Raw genomic sequence first — 17,995 nt, 5'->3', positions numbered from 1 at the left:
AAAACCCGCCGAGGCGGGTTTTTTATCGAGCGGGAATAACTCAGTGCGACTTCATGCCTGCCGCTGTCATGAACATGCGCAGCAGCATGGCGACCACGAGCAGCGCCAGCACGCTGCCGGTCCAGATGATCAACAGCCAGCCGAGGCGCTGCCACAGTGGCTTGCCTTGCGCTGGATCAACCTCGCGCTTGTGCTCGTGTTGATTCCGACCTTCGTACTGAACAGATTCTTTAACCGACATCGCTAAACCCTCCTCTCCCGCAGTCAGGCCCCGGCAATAACCCGGGGCCACTGGCTGCTAGTGATAGCCGTGTTCGTGGGTGACTTTGCCGCGGAATACGTAATAGCTCCAGAACGTGTAACCCAGAATCAGCGGAATGATGAACAGCGTACCGACCAGCATGAAACCCTGGCTCTGTGGCGGCGAGGCAGCGGCCCAGATGGACACGGTTGGCGGAATAATGTTCGGCCACAAGCTGATGCCCAGACCGCTGTAGCCCAGGAAGATCAGCACCAGCGTCAACAGGAACGGCGCGTAGTTGGCGTTGCGCGCCACCGCTTTGAACAGGCCGTACATCGTCAGCATGACCAGCGCCGGCACCGGCATGAACCACAACAGGTTTGGCAGGCTGAACCAGCGATCGGCGATGGCCTGATGGGCCAGTGGCGTCCACAGGCTGACGATCGCCATGACCACCAGCGTGGCCAGGGCCAAAGGTCGTGCCAGATCGTGCATGGCTTTTTGCAACGCCCCTTCGGTCTTCATGATCAGCCAGGTGCAGCCGAGCAATGCGTATGCCACGATCAGCGCCAGACCGCAGAAGATCGAGAACGGCGTCAGCCAGTCCAGGCCACCGCCGGCATAGGCTCGGTCGACCACGGGAATGCCGTCGATGTACGCGCCCAGTGCCACGCCCTGGAAGAATGTCGCCACCAGCGAACCGCCGATGAACGCCTTGTCCCACAGGTGGCGCTTGATATCAGTGGCCTTGAAGCGAAACTCGAACGCCACGCCGCGAAAGATCAGCCCGAACAGCATGAAGATCAACGGCAGGTACAGCGCTTCGAGCACGACCGAGTAGGCCAGCGGGAAGGCGCCGAACAAGCCGGCCCCGCCCAGTACCAGCCAGGTTTCATTGCCGTCCCAGACCGGTGCGACGGTGTTCATCATCACGTCGCGGTCCGTCTTGTCCTTCATGAACGGGAACAGTATCCCGATGCCCAGATCGAAGCCGTCCATGATGACGTACATCATGACGCCGAAGATGATGATCACGGCCCAGATCAGTGGAAGATCGATACCCATGGCTCAGTTCCCCTCAGTCAGGCTGTCTTTACGGTGGTCCGTGCTGCTTTCATCAGCAGCAGAGAGAGGACGCGCCGGGGTGCGTTTCTGCCCTGGTCCGCCATGTGCCGGCGTGTCGCCTTCATGGGTTTTTGGCCCTTTGCGCACCAGACGCATCATGTAGCCGAAGCCTGTGCCGAACAGCAGGAAATACACCACCACGAACAGCACCAGCGTGATGCTCAACTGTTCAACGCTGTGTCTGGACACGGCATTCGCCGTGCGCATGATCCCGTAGACCACCCAGGGCTGACGCCCGATTTCGGTGGTAAACCAGCCCGCCAGCATCGCAATCAGACCGGCCGGCCCCATGCACATGACCAGCCGCAGGAACCAGCGATTGGTGTACAGCCCGCCGCGCCAGCGCAACCAGGCACTCCACAGACCGACCGCGATCATCAGCATGCCCAGCGCCACCATGACGCGGAACGACCAGAACACGATCAGCGCATTCGGACGGTCTTCCGGCGGGAAGGACTTCAGCGCCGGGATCTGCTTGTCCAGGCTGTGGGTCAGGATCAGGCTGCCCAGATACGGAATCTCGACCGCGTATTTGGTGCGCTCTTCTTTCATGTCCGGGATGCCGAACAGGATCAGCGGGGTCGGCTCGTCACCGACGTTCTCCCAGTGACCTTCGATCGCTGCGATCTTGGCCGGTTGATGCTCAAGGGTGTTCAGGCCGTGAGCGTCGCCCACCATGGCCTGAATTGGCGCAACGATCAGCGCCATCCACATGGCCATGGACAGCATCCTGCGAATCGCCGGATTGTCACGACCACGCAGCAGATGCCAGGCGGCGGAGGCGCCGACGAAGAACGCCGTGGAGACGAAGGCGGCGATTGCCATGTGCATCAGGCGGTACGGGAACGACGGGTTGAAGATCACCGCGAACCAGTCCACCGGGATGATGCGGCCATCAATGATCTCGAAGCCCTGCGGGGTCTGCATCCAGCTGTTGGAGGCCAGAATCCAGAAGGTCGAAATCAGCGTGCCAACCGCGACCATGGACGTGGCGAAGAAGTGCAGGCCGCGACCGACACGGTTCCAGCCGAACAGCATGACGCCCAGGAAGCCCGCTTCGAGGAAGAACGCCGTGAGCACCTCGTAGGTCAGCAAGGGCCCGGTCACAGCACCGGCGAAGTCGGAGAAGCGGCTCCAGTTAGTGCCGAACTCGTAGGCCATGACCAACCCGGAAACCACACCCATGCCGAAGTTGACGGCAAAGATTTTCGACCAGAAGTGATAGAGGTCGCGATAAGTGTTGTCATGGGTTTTCAGCCACAAGCCTTCGAGCACCGCGAGGAAGCTCGCCAGACCAATGGTGATGGCAGGGAAAAGAATGTGAAATGAAACAGTGAACGCAAACTGGATTCGGGCGAGATCGAGCGCCTCTAAGCCGAACATAGGTCTTCCTCTATCAGGTGGAACTGGCTTCAGACTTGGGGCCTGCAGCGACTGCCCCCACGGTGTATTGAGTACGAGGTGTGGCCGTTGTTCTCGTGGTTTCGTACTCAGGTCGGCGACCGGGGAGATGCGTCAGGCGGCCAGTTCGACCAATACACGCCAAGGTATTGATCCAGGTCAGCTGACATGGAAAGAGTAGTCCCATTTCGGCACTTGCTCTGCGTGGTCTTTTGTCGCGTGGCGAGTTGACTCACCTTTCAGGGCAGTGCAGTTGACGGGAAGCAGAGCAGAGCGGCGAATCTGCAGCACGGCAGTTAAAACCTCCAGGTGCAAGGCCCTAAAAAGGAACGCGAATAAAGCCCAACAGCGCGCAAACCAGCCGCTGATAAAGCGCGTCCACTTCCGGCACCTGGCCTTTGGCCCTGAGACTGCCGTGAAGCAGCCCGAGCCCGGGATCGAACTCGGTGCGCACACCCGCTTCGCGCAATGCACGCTCGTAGCAGACGCCGTCATCACGCAAGGGGTCGAACTGCGCGACAGCAATGAACGCAGGCGCCAGATCATTGAAATTTCCGGCGTCGAGTGGCCGGGCATAGGCCGATTGTTCGTCCGCCGTCATGTAGAGCTGCCGGTAATACGCCAGCTCAGCGGTAGAAAGAAGCGGCGCGTCGGCGCATTCATGGCGCGACGGCAGATCGTTGGCGCCGCCCAGTTCCGGGTAAATCAGCGCCTGCCCCACCGGCTGGCGCTCACCGGAATCGCGCAATGCCAGGCACACTGCAGCGGCAAGATTGCCGCCGGCGCTATCCCCGGCGATGGCGATACGGCGTGGGTCGATGTCCAGCCGCTGTGCGTGTATCTGCAAGGCGTGCCAGACCGCCAGACAGTCGCCGAACCCTGCGGGAAATGGATGTTCGGGCGCCAGCCGGTAATCCACGGCGATGACCACGGCATTGAGGTCGGCCGCCAGTGCCGCGGTCAGAAAGTCGTGGGAATCGAGATCGCCCACCACCCAGCCGCCGCCGTGGAGGTACATCACGCACGGCGCCGGGCGTTCGAGGGACAATCGCTGAGGCCGGTAACTGCGCACCGCCACGCCGCCGAGGGCGAAGTCCCTTACATCGAGCTGCCCCGGACGGGTGGGCGTGAACGCTTCACTCATCCGGGAATAAGCGCGGCGTTGCTCGTTGATGTCCTCGGACGTGCTGCTGAAACTCAGGGTATGGGTCACGAACGCCGACATTTCGGGGGACAGCGGGTAAGACGTGGGCATTGGCTGCTCCAGCCCGAGCCCTTGGCCAGGCGTGCTTGGTTACTTGTTCACCGCCACTTGCACGGCGGACGCTGCGTCTTTGCCATCGAATGTTGTCACGCCATCCAGCCAGCGCTTCATGTCTTCAGGATGATCCTTGAGCCACTGGCGAGCAACGTCGGTTGGCGCCTTGCGGTCCATGATCGGCACCATCATCTGGCTTTCCTGAGCGGCCGTGAACTTCAGGTTGCTCATCAGCTTGCTGACGTTCGGGCAGCGCGATGCGTAATCCGGCGCCGTGACCACGGAAACGGTCGCAGCCCCTTCACCCGGCCCGAACACATCTTCGCTGCCGGTCAGGTAGGCGATCTTCATGTTGATGTTCATCGGGTGCGGGGTCCAGCCAACGAATACTACCCATTCATTACGCTTGATCGCACGCTGCACCGCCGCGAGCATGCCCGCCTCCCCGGACTCGACCAACTGGAAACCGCCGAGCCCGAACTGGTTCTTCTCGATCATGCCCTTGATGTTGGCGTTGGCGCCGGTGCCGGGCTCGATGCCGTAGATCTTGCCACCGAGTTTGTCCTTGAATTTGGCGATATCGCCGAATGTTTTCAATCCGCCTGACGCCACGTAATCCGGCACCGCAAGGGTTGCCTGGGCATCACTCATGCTCGGCACGTCGAGGACTTTGACCTGATTGGCGGCCACAAACGGCGCGATGTTCTTGTCCATCGCCGGCTTCCAGTAACCCATGAACACGTCGAGTCGATCGTCACGCAAACCGCCGAAGACGATTTGCTGAGCGGCGCTGGTCTGTTTGACCTCGTAGCCCATGTTCTGCAGCAGCACTTCAGCAACAGCGCTGGTGGCGACGACGTCCGTCCAGTTGACCACACCCATGCGCACGTTTTGGCATTTGGCGGGTTCTGCAGCCATCAGGGCGTTGCTGCTCAGCATCAACACAGCGCAACTGATATGACGAATAAATGAGTTCATGGGTGCTCCTCGGGTCGGCTCGTTATTTTATTCAGCTCTTTCCGGCAGTTTTTCAAGGCTTGAAGACCCACGGCAATTCGGTGGCTGCCGCGTTGGTGCAAGGTACGCAGCAGGCCTGAGCAACAAGCGCACCAGCGCGACCTGTGCTTGCACTGGGGCGACATTGAATGAGGGGGATTCGAGGGCACAGCAGAGAAAATGATCGTTCCCACGCAGAGCGTGAGAACGATCAGGGCACAAGATACGGCGTTGGTTACAGCACTTTATCCAGCGTAATCGGGAATTCCCGGACCCGCTTGCCCGTGGCGTGGTAGATGGCATTGGCAATGGCCGAGGCCACGCCGACGATGCCGATCTCGCCCACACCCTTGGAGCCCAGGTCATTGACGATGCTGTCGTTCTCTTCCACGAACAGCACGTCGATCTCGCCGATGTCCGCGTTCACCGGAATGTGATACTCGGCCAGGCTGTGGTTCATGAAGCGCCCGAGGGTGTGGTCGGTCTGGCTTTCTTCCTGCAACGCCTGACCGATACCCCAAACCACGCCGCCGAGAATCTGGCTGCGCGCGGTTTTCGGATTGACCACACGGCCCGCCGCAACGGCGTCCACCACCCGATTGACGCGGATAGTGCCCAGGTCTTCGTCCACCAGCACTTCGACGAATACCGCCGAGTGCGTTGCCGTCGAATAGCCTTCGCGCTTGTCGTCAGGCTTGGCGTCGATCTGCACTTCAAGCGTCTCGTGGGACGACTCGCGGACAATGTCGGCGTAAGCAAAACGCTCATCGTCGATGAGCAGATAACCGTCGCCACAGACAACATCGGCCATGTCCACCACCGCGTGTTGCGGATGCGCCATGCGAACGGCGTCGAGCAACTTGGCGCGCAAGGCACGACAGGCCTGCTGCACCGCCGTGCCCACGGACGACACCGTGAACGAGCCACCCTGCAATGGCGACGTCGGCAGCGAAGAATCACCCAGTACGAAGGTGACGTCCTCAGGCTTCACGCCAGCGGCCTCAGCGGCGATCTGGGTCATGACCGTGTAAGTGCCAGTGCCGATGTCGGTGGTGGCGCTGCTGACGGTGATCTTGCCGCTGCTATCGATACTGGCCTTGGCGCTGGCGGGCATCTGCATGGCTTCCCATACACCTCCGGCCATGCCCCAACCCACCAGTTGCCGGCCCTGACGCATGCTGCGCGGCTCTGGGTTGCGCTTGCTCCAGCCGAAACGCTCGGCGCCTTGTTCGTAACACGCCAGCAGTTCTTTACTGGAGTAAGGCTTGCCTTCGTTGCCGTTGCTGTCGGCAAAGTTGACCACTCGCAGCTGCACGGGGTCGATACCGGCCGCAATGGCCAGCTCGTCCATCGCACATTCCAGCGCGACCATGCCGGAAGCGGCGCCCGGTGCACGCATGTCCAGCGGCGTGTAAACGTCCAGCGGCGCGAGCTTGTAGCTCAATGCCACGTTGTCGCACTGATAGAGCATGCCGCTCCATTCAACGACGTGCTCGGCAAAGTCCTCAAAGCGCGAGGTCTGACCGATGGCGTCGTGGGCGACCGCCATCAGCTTGCCGTCTTTGGACGCCCCGAGCCGCATGTGCTGCAAGGTTTGCGGACGATAGCCGAAGGTAAACATCTGCTGGCGGGTCAGGGTCAGACGCACCGAACGCTGGAGCTTCAATGCCGCCATGACGGCCAGCGGCAACTGGTATTGCGGACGCAGGCCGGAACCGAAGGCGCCACCGACGAAGGCTGCGAGGATGCGGATCTTCTCTTTCTCCAGACCGAACACACTGTGCAGGTAGTCCTGGCAGTTCTGCGTGCCTTGGGTTTTATCGTGGATCTCCAGGCTGCCGTCAGCCTTGAAGAACACCGTGGAGGCGTGCGGCTCCATCGGGTTGTGGTGTTCGTTGGGCGTGCTGTAGTGGCTGTCGACCGTGACCGCCGCCTGGGCGAATGCGCCCGAAAAATCCCCACGCGGTTTCGGCGTTTCGGCCGGCGCGGTGTGGGCGTCACTCTGACCCACACTGAGGTCGGTCTGGTGCGGCTTGGTTTCGTACTCAATGCGCACGAGGGAGCCGGCATGCCGCGCCAGTTCAAGGGTGTCTGCCACTACCAGCGCCAGCGGCTGGCCGCTGTAAAGCACGTGGTCGTTGTAGAACGGGCGGAACGGCGAGCCTTCGGCGGCGTCGGCGTCCTGATAGTCCTCGTCATAGCTGGCGATGTGCGGGCGATTGGTGTGATCGATAACCGCGATCACGCCAGGAACCGCCAGCGCTTGCGAGGCATCGATACGCACGACGCGACCCAAGGCGATAGTGCTGGAGACCACGCTGGCATGCAGCAAGCCTGCCTCCGGGTACTCGCCGGCGTAGCGGGCCTGGCCGGTGACTTTCAGGCGTCCATCGACGCGGTCCATCGGTTGGCCCAGCGCGGAGGCCTTTCCCGGGGTGGGTGTATTGGCGTTCATTAAACAGTTCCTCCCAAGGTGGCATCGCTCAAGGCGCGAACGATCGCGCGGCGGGCCAGCTTGATCTTGAAAGCGTTGTGCGCCAGCGGCTGAGCGTCGCGCAGCATCGCGTCGGCGGCGGCAACAAAGTTTTCCCGCGAGACCGGCTGACCTTTGAGCGACTGCTCGACGGCCGTGTCGCGCCAAGGTTTGTGCGCCACGCCACCCAGGGCGATGCGCACGTCACGGATGACGTCGCCATCAAGCTCGACAGCCGCGGCCACTGAGATCAGGGCAAAGGCGTAAGAGGCGCGGTCACGGATTTTCAGGTAGTGGCTGTGCTGCTGAAAACGTGGCGCTGGCAGCTCGACAGCGGTGATCAGTTCATCGTCGGCGAGCTGGTTGTCGCGCTGCGGCGCATCTCCCGGCAAGCGATGGAAGTCAGCGAACTCGATCACCCGGGCACCGGCGCGCCCCTGGACGTGGACGCGGGCTTCGAGCGCAGCCAGGGCCACGCACATGTCCGAGGGGTGAGTCGCGACGCAGGCATCGCTGGCGCCCAGGATCGCGTGGATGCGGTTCAGGCCCTCTTTCGCCGGGCAACCCGTGCCAGGCTCGCGCTTGTTGCACGGCACGGTTGAGTCGTAGAAGTAGTAGCAGCGGGTGCGCTGCAGCAGGTTGCCACCGGTGCTCGCCATGTTGCGCAACTGCGGCGAGGCGCCCGCCAGAATGGCTTGGGACAGCAGCGGATAATCGCGCTCGATCAGCGGATGCCAGGCCAGGTCGGCGTTACTCACCAGCGCGCCGATCATCAGGCCGCCAGTGTCGGTTGCGCGGACGTCTTTGAGCGGCAGCCCGGTGATGTCGATCAGGTGCTCGGGGCGGGCGACGTTTTCTTTCATCAAATCCAGCAGGTTCGTACCGCCTGCGATGAACCGGCTGGCAGGACCTGCAAGATTGACCGCCTGAGCGATGTCGGAAGGCTTGCTGTAGCTGAAGGGATTCATTGGCCGCGCCCTCCCTGACCCGGTGCGGCATTCATCAATGGCAAGACTTCCACCACCGCCGCGCGGATATTGCTGTAGGCGCCGCAACGGCACAGGTTGCCGCTCATCAGTTCTTTCACTTCGTCATCGGTGCTGGCGCGGCCTTCGTTGGCCAGGCCGACTGCCGAGCAGATCTGCCCGGGCGTGCAGTAGCCGCACTGGAAGGCGTCATGTTTGATGAACGCTTGCTGCATGGGGTGCAGCGTGTCGCCTTCGGCAAGCCCTTCGATCGTGGTCAGCTCGGCGCCGTCACACATGATCGCCAGGGTCAGGCACGCATTGATGCGTTTGCCATCGCGCAGCACGGTGCATGCACCGCATTGGCCGTGGTCACAGCCCTTTTTGGTGCCGACCAGATCGAGCTGCTCGCGCAACAGATCCAGCAGCGTGGTCCAGGGCTGCACGTCCACTTGTCGGGTCTGGCCGTTCAACGTCAGGGCGATGGAATGCCCTGCGAACGCCTGTTCATTGGTTGCACTCATGGGAAGCCTCACGGTAGGTACTCGATCAGCGCAGTGATCTGCGTCTTAAGGGGTACGACTTGTGAGGTTTCGGAAACGTTCAGGGTTTGTGATGAGCGTTTTGACGCAGCGGGGCGCCCGGATGGGGCAAGCCGATCCGGACATTTGCAATCCGACGACACGCGCCAGGCCCCATCGCCCGGAGCTGCTGGTATGATGCGCGGCTTTTTGCAACTGGCAGAATTTGTGCAAGCCGTTTCGGTGAGCTGTGCTTTGCTGTTTCAGTCGACTACATAAATGACGCGGAGCGTCACCGGGGAGCCTTAAATGCTGGAGCGGTTGTTTCAACTCAGGGCACATAACACCAATGTGCGCACCGAAATTCTGGCCGGGGTCACCACCTTCCTGGCCATGGCCTACATCCTGTTCGTGAACCCGAGCATTCTTGGCGAGACCGGCATGGACAAGGGCGCGATCTTTGTCGCTACCTGCCTGGCGGCGGCCATCGGCTCCACCGTCATGGGGCTGATCGCCAACTACCCGATCGCGCTGGCGCCGGGCATGGGCCTGAACGCCTTCTTCACCTATACCGTCGTGCTGCACATGGGCCACACCTGGCAAGTGGCGCTGGGCGCGGTGTTCATTTCGGCAGTGATGTTTTTCCTGCTGTCGATCTTCCGCATCCGCGAATGGATCATCAACAGCATCCCGCTGCCGCTGCGCTCGGCCATTGCCGCCGGTATCGGCCTGTTCCTGGCGCTGATTGCGCTGCACAACGCCGGAATCGTGGTGACTAACCCGGCCACCATGGTCGGCCTGGGCGATCTGGCCAAACCGGCACCGATTCTTGCGGCTCTAGGGTTCGCGCTGATCGTGGCCCTGGAAGCTTTGAAAGTGCGCGGCGCCGTGCTGATCGGCATTCTGGCCGTGACCATCATTTCGATTGTGATGGGCTTCTCGCCGTTCGGCGGTGTGGTGTCGATGCCGCCTTCACTGGCGCCGACCTTCCTGCAGCTGGACATTCCCGGCGCACTGAACATCGGTCTGGTCAGCGTGATTTTCTCCTTCCTGTTCGTCGACCTGTTCGACAACTCCGGCACCCTGATCGGCGTCGCCAAGCGTGCGGGCCTGATGGGCAAGGACGGCCACATGCCGAAGATGGGCCGTGCGCTGATCGCCGACAGCACCGCCGCAATGGCCGGCTCTCTGCTGGGCACCTCGACCACCACCAGTTACATCGAATCCGCGGCGGGCGTGAGTGCCGGCGGCCGGACCGGTCTGACGGCTATCGTGGTTGCGGTGTTGTTTCTGCTGGCGTTGTTTTTCGCGCCGCTGGCTGGCAGCGTTCCAGCATTCGCCACCGCCCCTGCCCTGCTGTTCGTGGCTGTGTTGATGACCTCGGGCCTTGCCGAAATCAACTGGGACGACATCACTGAAGCAGCACCTGTGGTGATCACCGCACTGGCCATGCCATTCACGTATTCGATCGCCAACGGCATCGCCTTTGGCTTCATTTCCTGGACCCTGATCAAGCTGTTGTCGGGCCGGGGCCGCGAGCTGAATTCGGCGCTGGTCGTGCTGTCGATTCTGTTCGTGATCAAGCTGGGCTTTTATCCATGAGTTCTACGTTCGACCCTGCAAACTACGCCGTTCAGCTCGATGAGAAGGCCACGCGCCTGCGCGAGCTACTGGCGCCTTTCGAGGCGCCCGAGCCTCAGGTCTTCGATTCGCCACGCGAGCACTACCGCCTGCGCGCCGAGTTCCGCCTGTGGCGCGACGACGGCAAGCGTCACTATGCGATGTTCGCGCCGGGGGACAAGCACACGCCGATCCTGATCAACGACTTCCCTATTGCCAGCCAGCAGATCAACGCGCTGATGCCGGTGCTGCGGGATCGCTGGGAGGCGAGCAAGACGCTCAATCACAAGCTGTTTCAGGTGGATTTTCTGACCACGCTGGCCGGCGACGGCATGATCACCCTGTGCTATCACCGCCCGCTGGATGAGGCCTGGCAAGTCGAGGCGGAGCAATTGGCGGCTGATCTGAAGGTCAGTGTGATGGGTCGTTCGAAGGGGCAGCGACTGGTGATTGGCCGCGATTACGTGACCGAGCAGCTGGACGTCGCTGGCCGGACTTTCAGTTATCGCCAGCCGGAGGGCGCGTTCACCCAGCCGAACGGCACGGTGAACCAGAAAATGCTGAGCTGGGCGTATGACGCGCTGGGCGACCGCGACGATGATTTGCTGGAGCTGTATTGCGGCAATGGCAACTTCACGCTGCCGTTGGCGACCCGCGTGCGCAAGGTACTGGCGACCGAGATCAGCAAGACGTCGGTCAACGCGGCGCTGAGTAACCTAGCGGACAACGCTGTGGATAACGTGTCGCTGGTGCGACTGTCGGCTGAGGAGCTGACAGAAGCCCTGAATGAGGTGCGCCCGTTCCGTCGTCTGGCCGGTGTCGACCTGAAAAGCTACGACTTCGGCAGCGTGTTCGTCGACCCGCCCCGCGCCGGCATGGACCCGGACACCTGTGAGCTGACGCGACGTTTTGAGCGCATCCTGTACATCTCGTGCAACCCGGAGACCCTGGCCGCGAACATCGCACAACTGCACGACACCCACCGGGTCGAGCGCTGCGCGCTGTTTGATCAGTTTCCGTATACCCATCACATGGAGTCAGGGGTTCTGCTGGTTCGCCGCTGACAGCGCGATTCGGTCGTTCCTGGCTGAAGCCGGTCCTACTATCATCAGTAGCACCGGCTTCAGCCGGGAACAGGCCTTCAGACGTTTCAACTGATCTCCATGCGCCCGCAGCATATCCCGCACCATCCATCATTAAATTCCTGACAGCTAGCGGCGAACCGCGCCAGACCGGTGTATAACACTCGGCCGTCTTTCGCTTCGATGGATGCCTTGCCTTGAGCTCCGAATCGCCCGCCTCATCGTCTGAATCTTCCGCTAAAAGCGCCCTGCGGCTGCCCGGCTTTTTCGCCTTCCTGACCGCGCGCCTTGCTGCCGTTTTCGCCATGCAGATTCAGGCAGTGGTTGTCGCCTGGCAGGTCTACGACATGACCCGCAGCCCGATCTCCCTGGCCTATGTCGGCTTGGCGCAGTTCATTCCAATGTTGCTGCTGTTGATGCCGGCCGGCGACTTGATCGACCGCTACGATCGCAAGATGATCCTGACCATCAGTTGGTCGGTGCAAGCCGTATGCAGCCTCATGCTGATGCTGTTCTCTGTGACCCATCATCAAGACACCCGCCTGATCTACGCCACCCTGGCCCTGTTCGGTTGCGCGCGGGCGTTCACCGGACCGGCGCTGCAGAGCCTGCTGCCGCAAGTCGTCCCGCGCGAAAAACTTGCATCGGCCATCGCCACCAACAGCATGATCATGCGCATTGCCACCATCGCCGGGCCTCTGGTCGGCGGCGGGTTGTATGCCGCAGGCGGCGGCGGGCTGACCTATTCCGTGTGCATGGCCAGTTTCATCGCTGGCGTGCTGTTGCTGATCCGCGTGCCGGTGCTCTATGCGGGGAAGAAACAGATTCTCGAGTCCACGGCCTGGAAGCGTTTTACCGCAGGCATCGCCTTCATCCGCTCGCGGCCGATCATCCTGGGCACCATTTCCCTGGACCTGTTTGCCGTGCTGCTGGGGGGCGTGGTGGCGCTGCTTCCGATCTACGCCCATGAAGTGTTGCACTTGGGGCCGCAAGGCCTGGGCGCGCTGCGCAGTGCGATGAGTCTGGGTGAGGTGAGCACGGGTCTGTACCTGAGTTTCCGGCCTTTTGATCGACACGTCGGTCTGGTCATGTTCATCGCCGTCGCGGTGTTCGGCGTCGCCAATCTGGTGTTCGCCCTGTCGACGCTGTTCTGGCTGTCGCTGCTGGCTTTGATGATCGCCGGTGCGGCGGATATGGTCAGCGTCTATATCCGCTCCACACTGGTGCAATTCTCGACGCCGGACGACATGCGCGGGCGGGTCAATGCGGTGAATATGTTGTTTATCGGTTCGTCCAACGAGCTGGGCGAATTCCGCGCCGGCAGCAGCGCGGCGCTCTGGGGGGCCGTGCCCGCCGCGATCATCGGCGGCGTGTGCACACTGGGTGTCGTTGGCGCCTGGATGGTTGGCTTCAAGGCCCTGCGTCAGGTGAACCACTTCGCTGACGCCTCGCCGGTCGAAACCACCGAGAAGCAGACGGCGCGGGTTTGACATAGCGCAAAGTTCGGGGGCGAGCTCGATTACGCCCGCCCCCGCCATAACCGCCTTCGCAGCTTTTTTCCTTTGCAAAAAACAATAGATGGCCGCTAGACGCCTAAACGCAGACTCCCGGTACCTGATCGCCTGAACCATTCCCCCTCCTCTCCTCTCTTAGTCCAGCAGACCAGACGTCGCACGCCCGCCGTCTACACTTCCCACACGACCAAAAGAGGATTCCCACATGCTATGGAAAAAAGGACGTCGCAGTGACAACGTCGTGGACGCACGTGGCGATTCCGGGGGCGGCGGGGGCGGCGGGATGCGCATTGGCGGCAAGGGGTTGGGGCTTGGCGGGATCGTGATCATCGTCGCGATTGGTCTGCTGACCGGCCAGGACCCGATGCGGATTCTGGGTGAGATCACCGGCCAGATGGGTTCGGATCAGACCTCCGCGGTCAATCCGCAAACGCGCCAGGCGCCGCCGGCCAATGACGAGCAGGCTGATTTCGTGCGCGCTGTCCTGGGCGACACCGAAGACACGTGGCAGCAGGTGTTCCAGCAAATGGGGAGCCAGTACAAGGCGCCGACCCTGATTCTGTTCAGCGGTCGGGTGCAATCGGCCTGCGGCTCCGCCTCTTCCGCGAGCGGCCCGTTCTACTGCCCGGCTGACCAGCGCGTGTACCTGGACATGGAGTTCTTCCGTGAAATGAGTCAACGCTTCAAGGCCGCAGGAGACTTCGCTCAGGCGTACGTGATTGCGCACGAAGTTGGCCATCATGTGCAGACCTTGCTGGGGGTTTCGGCTAAAGTTGACGCCGCCCGCCAACGCGGCATGAAAATGGAAGGTGACAACGGTTTGCTGGTGCGTCAGGAGCTGCAAGCTGACTGCCTGGCAGGCGTTTGGGCCAACAACGCACAAAAGCGTTTGAACTGGCTGGAGCCGGGTGATATTGAAGAGGCGCTAAACGCCGCCAATGCCATTGGCGACGACCGCTTGCAGCAACAGGGTCAGGGCCGGGTCGTGCCAGACTCGTTTACCCACGGCACTTCTGCTCAGCGCGTGCGCTGGTTCAAGACAGGTTTTGCCGCAGGACAAATCAACCAATGCGATACATTCGCCGCCAAGAGCCTCTGATCACATGATGAAACCGCTTTCGATCCTGTTGTTGGGCACCCTGATGAGCCTCAATGCTCATGCGGCGGATCAGGCGGTTAAATCCATCAGCCCCGACCGGCTTCAGATCAACGGGACGACCCAAGCCACGCTCGGCCTGAGTCAGAGCTGGGTTCGTCCAAGCCCGCAGGTCCAGCGGGTTGTCATTGTCTTTCACGGTCGGCTGCGCAACGCGCAAACCTACCTGCGCAGCGTCGAGCGCGCGGCCAACCAGTCGCATCAGCGCTCGAAAACGCTGTTGATCGCGCCGCAATTTCTCGATGAGAAAGACATTTCACAGCACCGCCTGCCCGAATCGGTGTTGCGCTGGCACGCCAATGACTGGATGGCAGGCGAAAAGTCGTTGGGCCCCAAGCCAGTCAGCTCGTTTGTGGTCATCGATCACATCCTCAAGCGTCTGAGCGACAGCAAGCTGTTCCCGAATCTGAAGGAGATTGTGATCGCTGGCCATTCCGGCGGTGCTCAGGTGGTGCAGCGTTACGCGATGATCGGCGGCAAGGAGGATGCGTTGCTGAAGAAGGAAGGCATCAAGCTGCGTTATGTGATCGCCAATCCGTCTTCTTATGCGTATTTCGACGCGACCCGGCCGCTGCCGGTCGATGCGGCCAGCTGCCCGACGTTTGACACCTGGAAGTACGGTCTTAACAAGCTGCCAGCCTATGCCGGCAAGGAAACACCGGCCGAGCTTGAGGCTGCTTACGTGAAGCGCGACATTACTTACCTGCTGGGCGAACTGGACACCGATCCAGAGCACCCGGCGCTGGACAAGGATTGTGGCGCCGAAGCACAGGGGCCACAGCGTCTGGCCCGCGGTCACAACTACTTCGATTACCTGACCAAGCGTCATCCGGAAGGCTTGAATCAGCGCCTGGTGGAAGTGAAAAACGTCGGGCATAACGGCGAGGCGATGTTCACTTCACCTGAAGGTCAGACGGCGTTGTTCAAGGCGAATTGAAAGCACTGCGCTAGCAGGACCTGCTTTAAGGGGGAAGAGGCCGGTGCGTACACCACTCATTTTGTAGTGAATTGCCTGCCGCTTTCCCGGCTAAAGCCGGTCCTACTCTTTAAACGTAATCCGGTAGTAGAAGCGGCTTCAGCCGGGAAGAGGCCGGTGCGTACACCACTCATTTTGTAGTGAATTGCCTGCCGCTTTCCCGGCTAAAGCCGGTCCTACTCTTTAAAAGCAATCCGGTAGTAGGACCGGCTTCAGCCGGGAAGAGCCCGGTGCGTACATCACTAATTTTGTGGTGAATTGCCTGCCGCCTTCCCGGCTAACGCCGGTCCTACTCGTTAAACGTAATCAGGCAGAAGGAGCGGCTTCAGCCGGGAAGAGGCCGGTGCGTACACCACTATTTTTGTAGTGAATTGCCTGACGCTTTACCGGCTAAAGCCGGTCCTACTATTTGAATGCGCGCCCTATTTCACTTCAATCATCTTTCTTAACGCCACGCAATCCGCCGCATGCCAATCGGTCAACTCCGGCCACGGGTTGTCCGGCAGATTGACCAGCACGGTCTGACTCCCAGCTGCGCGACCGCAGGCCAGGTCGAACTGATAGTCACCCACCATCACCATGTCCGACGGCTTCACATTCCACGCTTGGGCCAGCTTCAGCAGGCCTCCCGGATCGGGTTTCGGCGCCGCTTCGTCGCGACCGAGCACGTCGTCCACCGCAAAGCAGTCCGCGATGCCGATGGCTTCCAGTGTCACGTGAGCAAGCTCCCGGGCATTACGGGTCAGGATGCCCAGACGATACCCCCGCCCTGCCAGCTCCCTCACCAACTCGACAGCCCCCGTCGCGGGTTTGGACTCAATCGCCACCGCGCGCTCGTGCTCCAGCAGCCAGGCATGTTTGGCCGCTGCGACGTCGGCCGGCAACGCAGCGAGATGCCCGAGGATGTCGTCTTCCTGCGGGATATCCAGCGCCCGTTTAATGGCCGGAAAATCATGGGCGGCGACAGTCAGCGTGCCGTCCATGTCGAATACCCAGTGGCGTACCTGTTTAAGGCTCATGACCAATCCTTGCGGTGGCGAATCAAACCTTCCTGAGTGACGGAAGCCACGAGCTTGCCCGCGCGGTTGAACACGCTTCCGCGGGAAAATCCGCGCGCATTGCCGGCCCATGGACTGTCCATGGCATAGAGCAGCCAGTCGTCGGCGCGCAGTTCGCCGTGGAACCACAGCGAGTGATCAAGGCTGGCGATCTGCATGTCCTTCTGCCAGACCGTCCTGCCGTGGGGCAGCAGCGACGTGGTCAACAAATTGAAATCCGAGGCGTAGGCGAGCATGTAGCGGTGCAACGCGGGGATGTCGGGCAACGTGCCGTCTGCGCGAAACCACACATACTTCACTGGGTCCGCAGGCTTGGGATTGTAGGGATCAGACTCGGTGACCGGGCGGAATTCGATGGGCTTGGGGCACAGCAGCTTGTCCTTCATGTGCTCGGGGATCAGGTGCTCGCGCTGACGCATCAGTTCAAGCTCCGACGGCAGGCTCTCGGGGCCGACCACATGTGGCATCTGAGTCTGGTGCTCGAAGCCCTCTTCGTCGTACTGGAACGACGCGCTGCAGGTGAAGATTGGCTGCCCCTTCTGAATCGCCGTCACCCGGCGCGTGCTGAAACTGCCGCCGTCACGGACCCGGTCGACCTGGTACACCACCGGCAGGTGCGCGTCGCCGGGGCGCAAAAAATAGCCATGCAATGAATGCACATGGCGCGCGTCTTCGACCGTCTTGCTCGCCGCCGACAGCGACTGCCCCAGCACCTGACCGCCAAACAGCTGGGGAAAGCCAAGGTCCTGGCTGCGCCCGCGAAAGAGGTTTTCTTCGATCGGCTCCAGGCTCAACAGCGACACCAGATCATCCAGCACGTGACTCATTCAGGGTTCCTCACACGGTCGTCTCGCCGACCGTCATCGTATCAATCAGGCCATGGGCGCCGAAGGTCGGCGCAGATGGAAGTGGGACGAAATGATACAGAGGTTTGTAGCCCGATTCCCGCAGCGAATCACAGGGTCGCCAGCCAGCCTGGCCGGTTGATGCGATACAGCACGTGGGGCCTGAGGGGATGACCCTCGGGCAATTTGGGATGATTGAAGTTGTCGGCCGGATCGTTGCGCATGCCGATGGCCTGCATGACCTTTTGCGAGGGCAGGTTGTTGACCGCCGCGAACGCCACGATCTCATCCAGATCCAGGTGCTCGAAACCGCAGCCGAGCACCGTCCAGGCGGCTTCACTGGCGTAACCCAGGCTCCAATGCTCGCGAGCCAGGCGCCAGCCGATTTCCACCGCAGGCGTGAACGCCGCTTCAAAGCCCACCACGCTCAAACCGGTGAAACCGATGAATTCGCCGGTGTCCTTGCGCTCAAGGGCCCAGAACCCAAAACCGTATTCGGCAAAATGCCCGCGCACGCGGCCAATCAGCTTGGCGCTCTCCATGCGGCTCAAGGGCTGCGGGAAATGGCGCATAACTTGGGGATCGGCGCACATCTGCGCGAAAGCCGGCAAATCATCATCTCGCCATTGACGCATCAACAAGCGTGCGCTGTTGAGCTCAAGAATCGGCTCCATCGATCGTCTCCCTGTGCCTCGCCTTTCAAATTACCCGCCGGCTGGCGATTCTCCCGCTCAGGCAAATCGCTGTGCGGTGGTCGTCAGAAC

The 17,995-nt window shown here is 61.4% G+C and carries 16 protein-coding genes; 5 read left to right on the top strand and 11 right to left on the bottom strand.

Translation table 11 applies throughout. The annotated features are described in order from the left end of the window. Window positions 1-40 precede the first annotated feature (40 nt). The 8 genes from QWI18_RS12685 to QWI18_RS12650 form a co-directional block, all read right to left on the bottom strand. Complete coding sequence (locus QWI18_RS12685) at window positions 41-241, bottom strand: DUF2474 domain-containing protein (RefSeq protein WP_369318970.1); 201 nt, start codon at window positions 239-241, stop codon at window positions 41-43. Window positions 242-298: 57 nt separating this feature from the next. Next, complete coding sequence (gene cydB, locus QWI18_RS12680; RefSeq protein WP_369318969.1) at window positions 299-1,306, bottom strand: cytochrome d ubiquinol oxidase subunit II; 1,008 nt, start codon at window positions 1,304-1,306, stop codon at window positions 299-301. Between the two features lie 3 nt (window positions 1,307-1,309). After that, a complete protein-coding gene (locus tag QWI18_RS12675) occupies window positions 1,310-2,749 on the bottom strand; it encodes a cytochrome ubiquinol oxidase subunit I (protein ID WP_065987550.1) in 1,440 nt (479 codons plus the stop codon). Window positions 2,750-3,086: 337 nt separating this feature from the next. Next, window positions 3,087-4,022: an alpha/beta hydrolase gene (locus QWI18_RS12670; protein ID WP_369318968.1), complete on the bottom strand. Its 936-nt coding sequence runs from the start codon at window positions 4,020-4,022 to the stop codon at window positions 3,087-3,089. 39 nt (window positions 4,023-4,061) lie between these two features. Beyond that, on the bottom strand, window positions 4,062-5,003 hold the full coding sequence (choX, locus tag QWI18_RS12665; protein WP_369318967.1) for a choline ABC transporter substrate-binding protein: 942 nt from the start codon (window positions 5,001-5,003) through the stop codon (window positions 4,062-4,064). Between the two features lie 253 nt (window positions 5,004-5,256). Continuing rightward, window positions 5,257-7,476: a xanthine dehydrogenase family protein molybdopterin-binding subunit gene (locus QWI18_RS12660; RefSeq protein WP_369318966.1), complete on the bottom strand. Its 2,220-nt coding sequence runs from the start codon at window positions 7,474-7,476 to the stop codon at window positions 5,257-5,259. After that, the gene (locus tag QWI18_RS12655) at window positions 7,476-8,462 is read right to left on the bottom strand and encodes a xanthine dehydrogenase family protein subunit M (protein WP_369318965.1); all 987 of its coding nucleotides are present in this window, start codon (window positions 8,460-8,462) and stop codon (window positions 7,476-7,478) included. Before QWI18_RS12655 ends, QWI18_RS12660 begins: the two co-directional genes overlap by 1 nt. Then, window positions 8,459-8,983 (bottom strand): (2Fe-2S)-binding protein, encoded by a 525-nt coding sequence (locus tag QWI18_RS12650; RefSeq protein ID WP_369318964.1) that lies wholly within the window; start codon window positions 8,981-8,983, stop codon window positions 8,459-8,461. The genes QWI18_RS12655 and QWI18_RS12650 overlap by 4 nt, the downstream gene beginning before the upstream one ends. A 306-nt stretch (window positions 8,984-9,289) precedes the next feature. Here QWI18_RS12650 and QWI18_RS12645 point away from each other — a divergent pair, with 306 nt between their 5' ends. The 5 genes from QWI18_RS12645 (at window position 9,290) to QWI18_RS12625 (ending at window position 15,289) form a co-directional block, all read left to right on the top strand. Beyond that, window positions 9,290-10,582 carry an NCS2 family permease gene (locus QWI18_RS12645; protein ID WP_369318963.1) on the top strand — a complete coding sequence of 431 codons (1,293 nt, stop codon included), beginning with the start codon at window positions 9,290-9,292 and terminating at the stop codon, window positions 10,580-10,582. Beyond that, on the top strand, window positions 10,579-11,664 hold the full coding sequence (trmA, locus tag QWI18_RS12640; RefSeq protein WP_369318962.1) for a tRNA (uridine(54)-C5)-methyltransferase TrmA: 1,086 nt from the start codon (window positions 10,579-10,581) through the stop codon (window positions 11,662-11,664). The genes QWI18_RS12645 and trmA overlap by 4 nt, the downstream gene beginning before the upstream one ends. Window positions 11,665-11,879: 215 nt before the next feature. After that, complete coding sequence (locus tag QWI18_RS12635; RefSeq protein WP_369318961.1) at window positions 11,880-13,172, top strand: MFS transporter; 1,293 nt, start codon at window positions 11,880-11,882, stop codon at window positions 13,170-13,172. A 229-nt stretch (window positions 13,173-13,401) separates the two neighbouring features. Next, window positions 13,402-14,295 carry a neutral zinc metallopeptidase gene (locus tag QWI18_RS12630; protein WP_369318960.1) on the top strand — a complete coding sequence of 298 codons (894 nt, stop codon included), beginning with the start codon at window positions 13,402-13,404 and terminating at the stop codon, window positions 14,293-14,295. 4 nt (window positions 14,296-14,299) lie between these two features. After that, window positions 14,300-15,289, top strand: a complete 990-nt coding sequence (locus QWI18_RS12625) for a hypothetical protein (RefSeq protein ID WP_065987565.1) — start codon at window positions 14,300-14,302, stop codon at window positions 15,287-15,289. Between the two features lie 461 nt (window positions 15,290-15,750). Here the strand turns inward: QWI18_RS12625 and QWI18_RS12620 are convergent, their stop codons facing one another. From QWI18_RS12620 to QWI18_RS12610, 3 genes are all read right to left on the bottom strand, one after another. After that, window positions 15,751-16,347: an HAD family hydrolase gene (locus tag QWI18_RS12620; protein WP_296313982.1), complete on the bottom strand. Its 597-nt coding sequence runs from the start codon at window positions 16,345-16,347 to the stop codon at window positions 15,751-15,753. Further along, entirely contained in the window at window positions 16,344-17,213 is an 870-nt protein-coding gene (tesB, locus tag QWI18_RS12615) for an acyl-CoA thioesterase II (protein ID WP_369318959.1), read from the bottom strand. The genes QWI18_RS12620 and tesB overlap by 4 nt, the downstream gene beginning before the upstream one ends. A gap of 128 nt (window positions 17,214-17,341) precedes the next feature. Next, window positions 17,342-17,905 (bottom strand): GNAT family N-acetyltransferase, encoded by a 564-nt coding sequence (locus QWI18_RS12610; RefSeq protein WP_369318958.1) that lies wholly within the window; start codon window positions 17,903-17,905, stop codon window positions 17,342-17,344. Window positions 17,906-17,995 lie beyond the last annotated feature (90 nt).

The sequence above is a fragment of the Pseudomonas sp. W2Oct36 genome (assembly GCF_041060465.1).
Lineage (GTDB): Bacteria > Pseudomonadota > Gammaproteobacteria > Pseudomonadales > Pseudomonadaceae > Aquipseudomonas > Aquipseudomonas graminis_B.
Note: the sequence above shows the minus strand (reverse complement) of the source record. Positions and strands in the feature narration are given on the sequence as shown.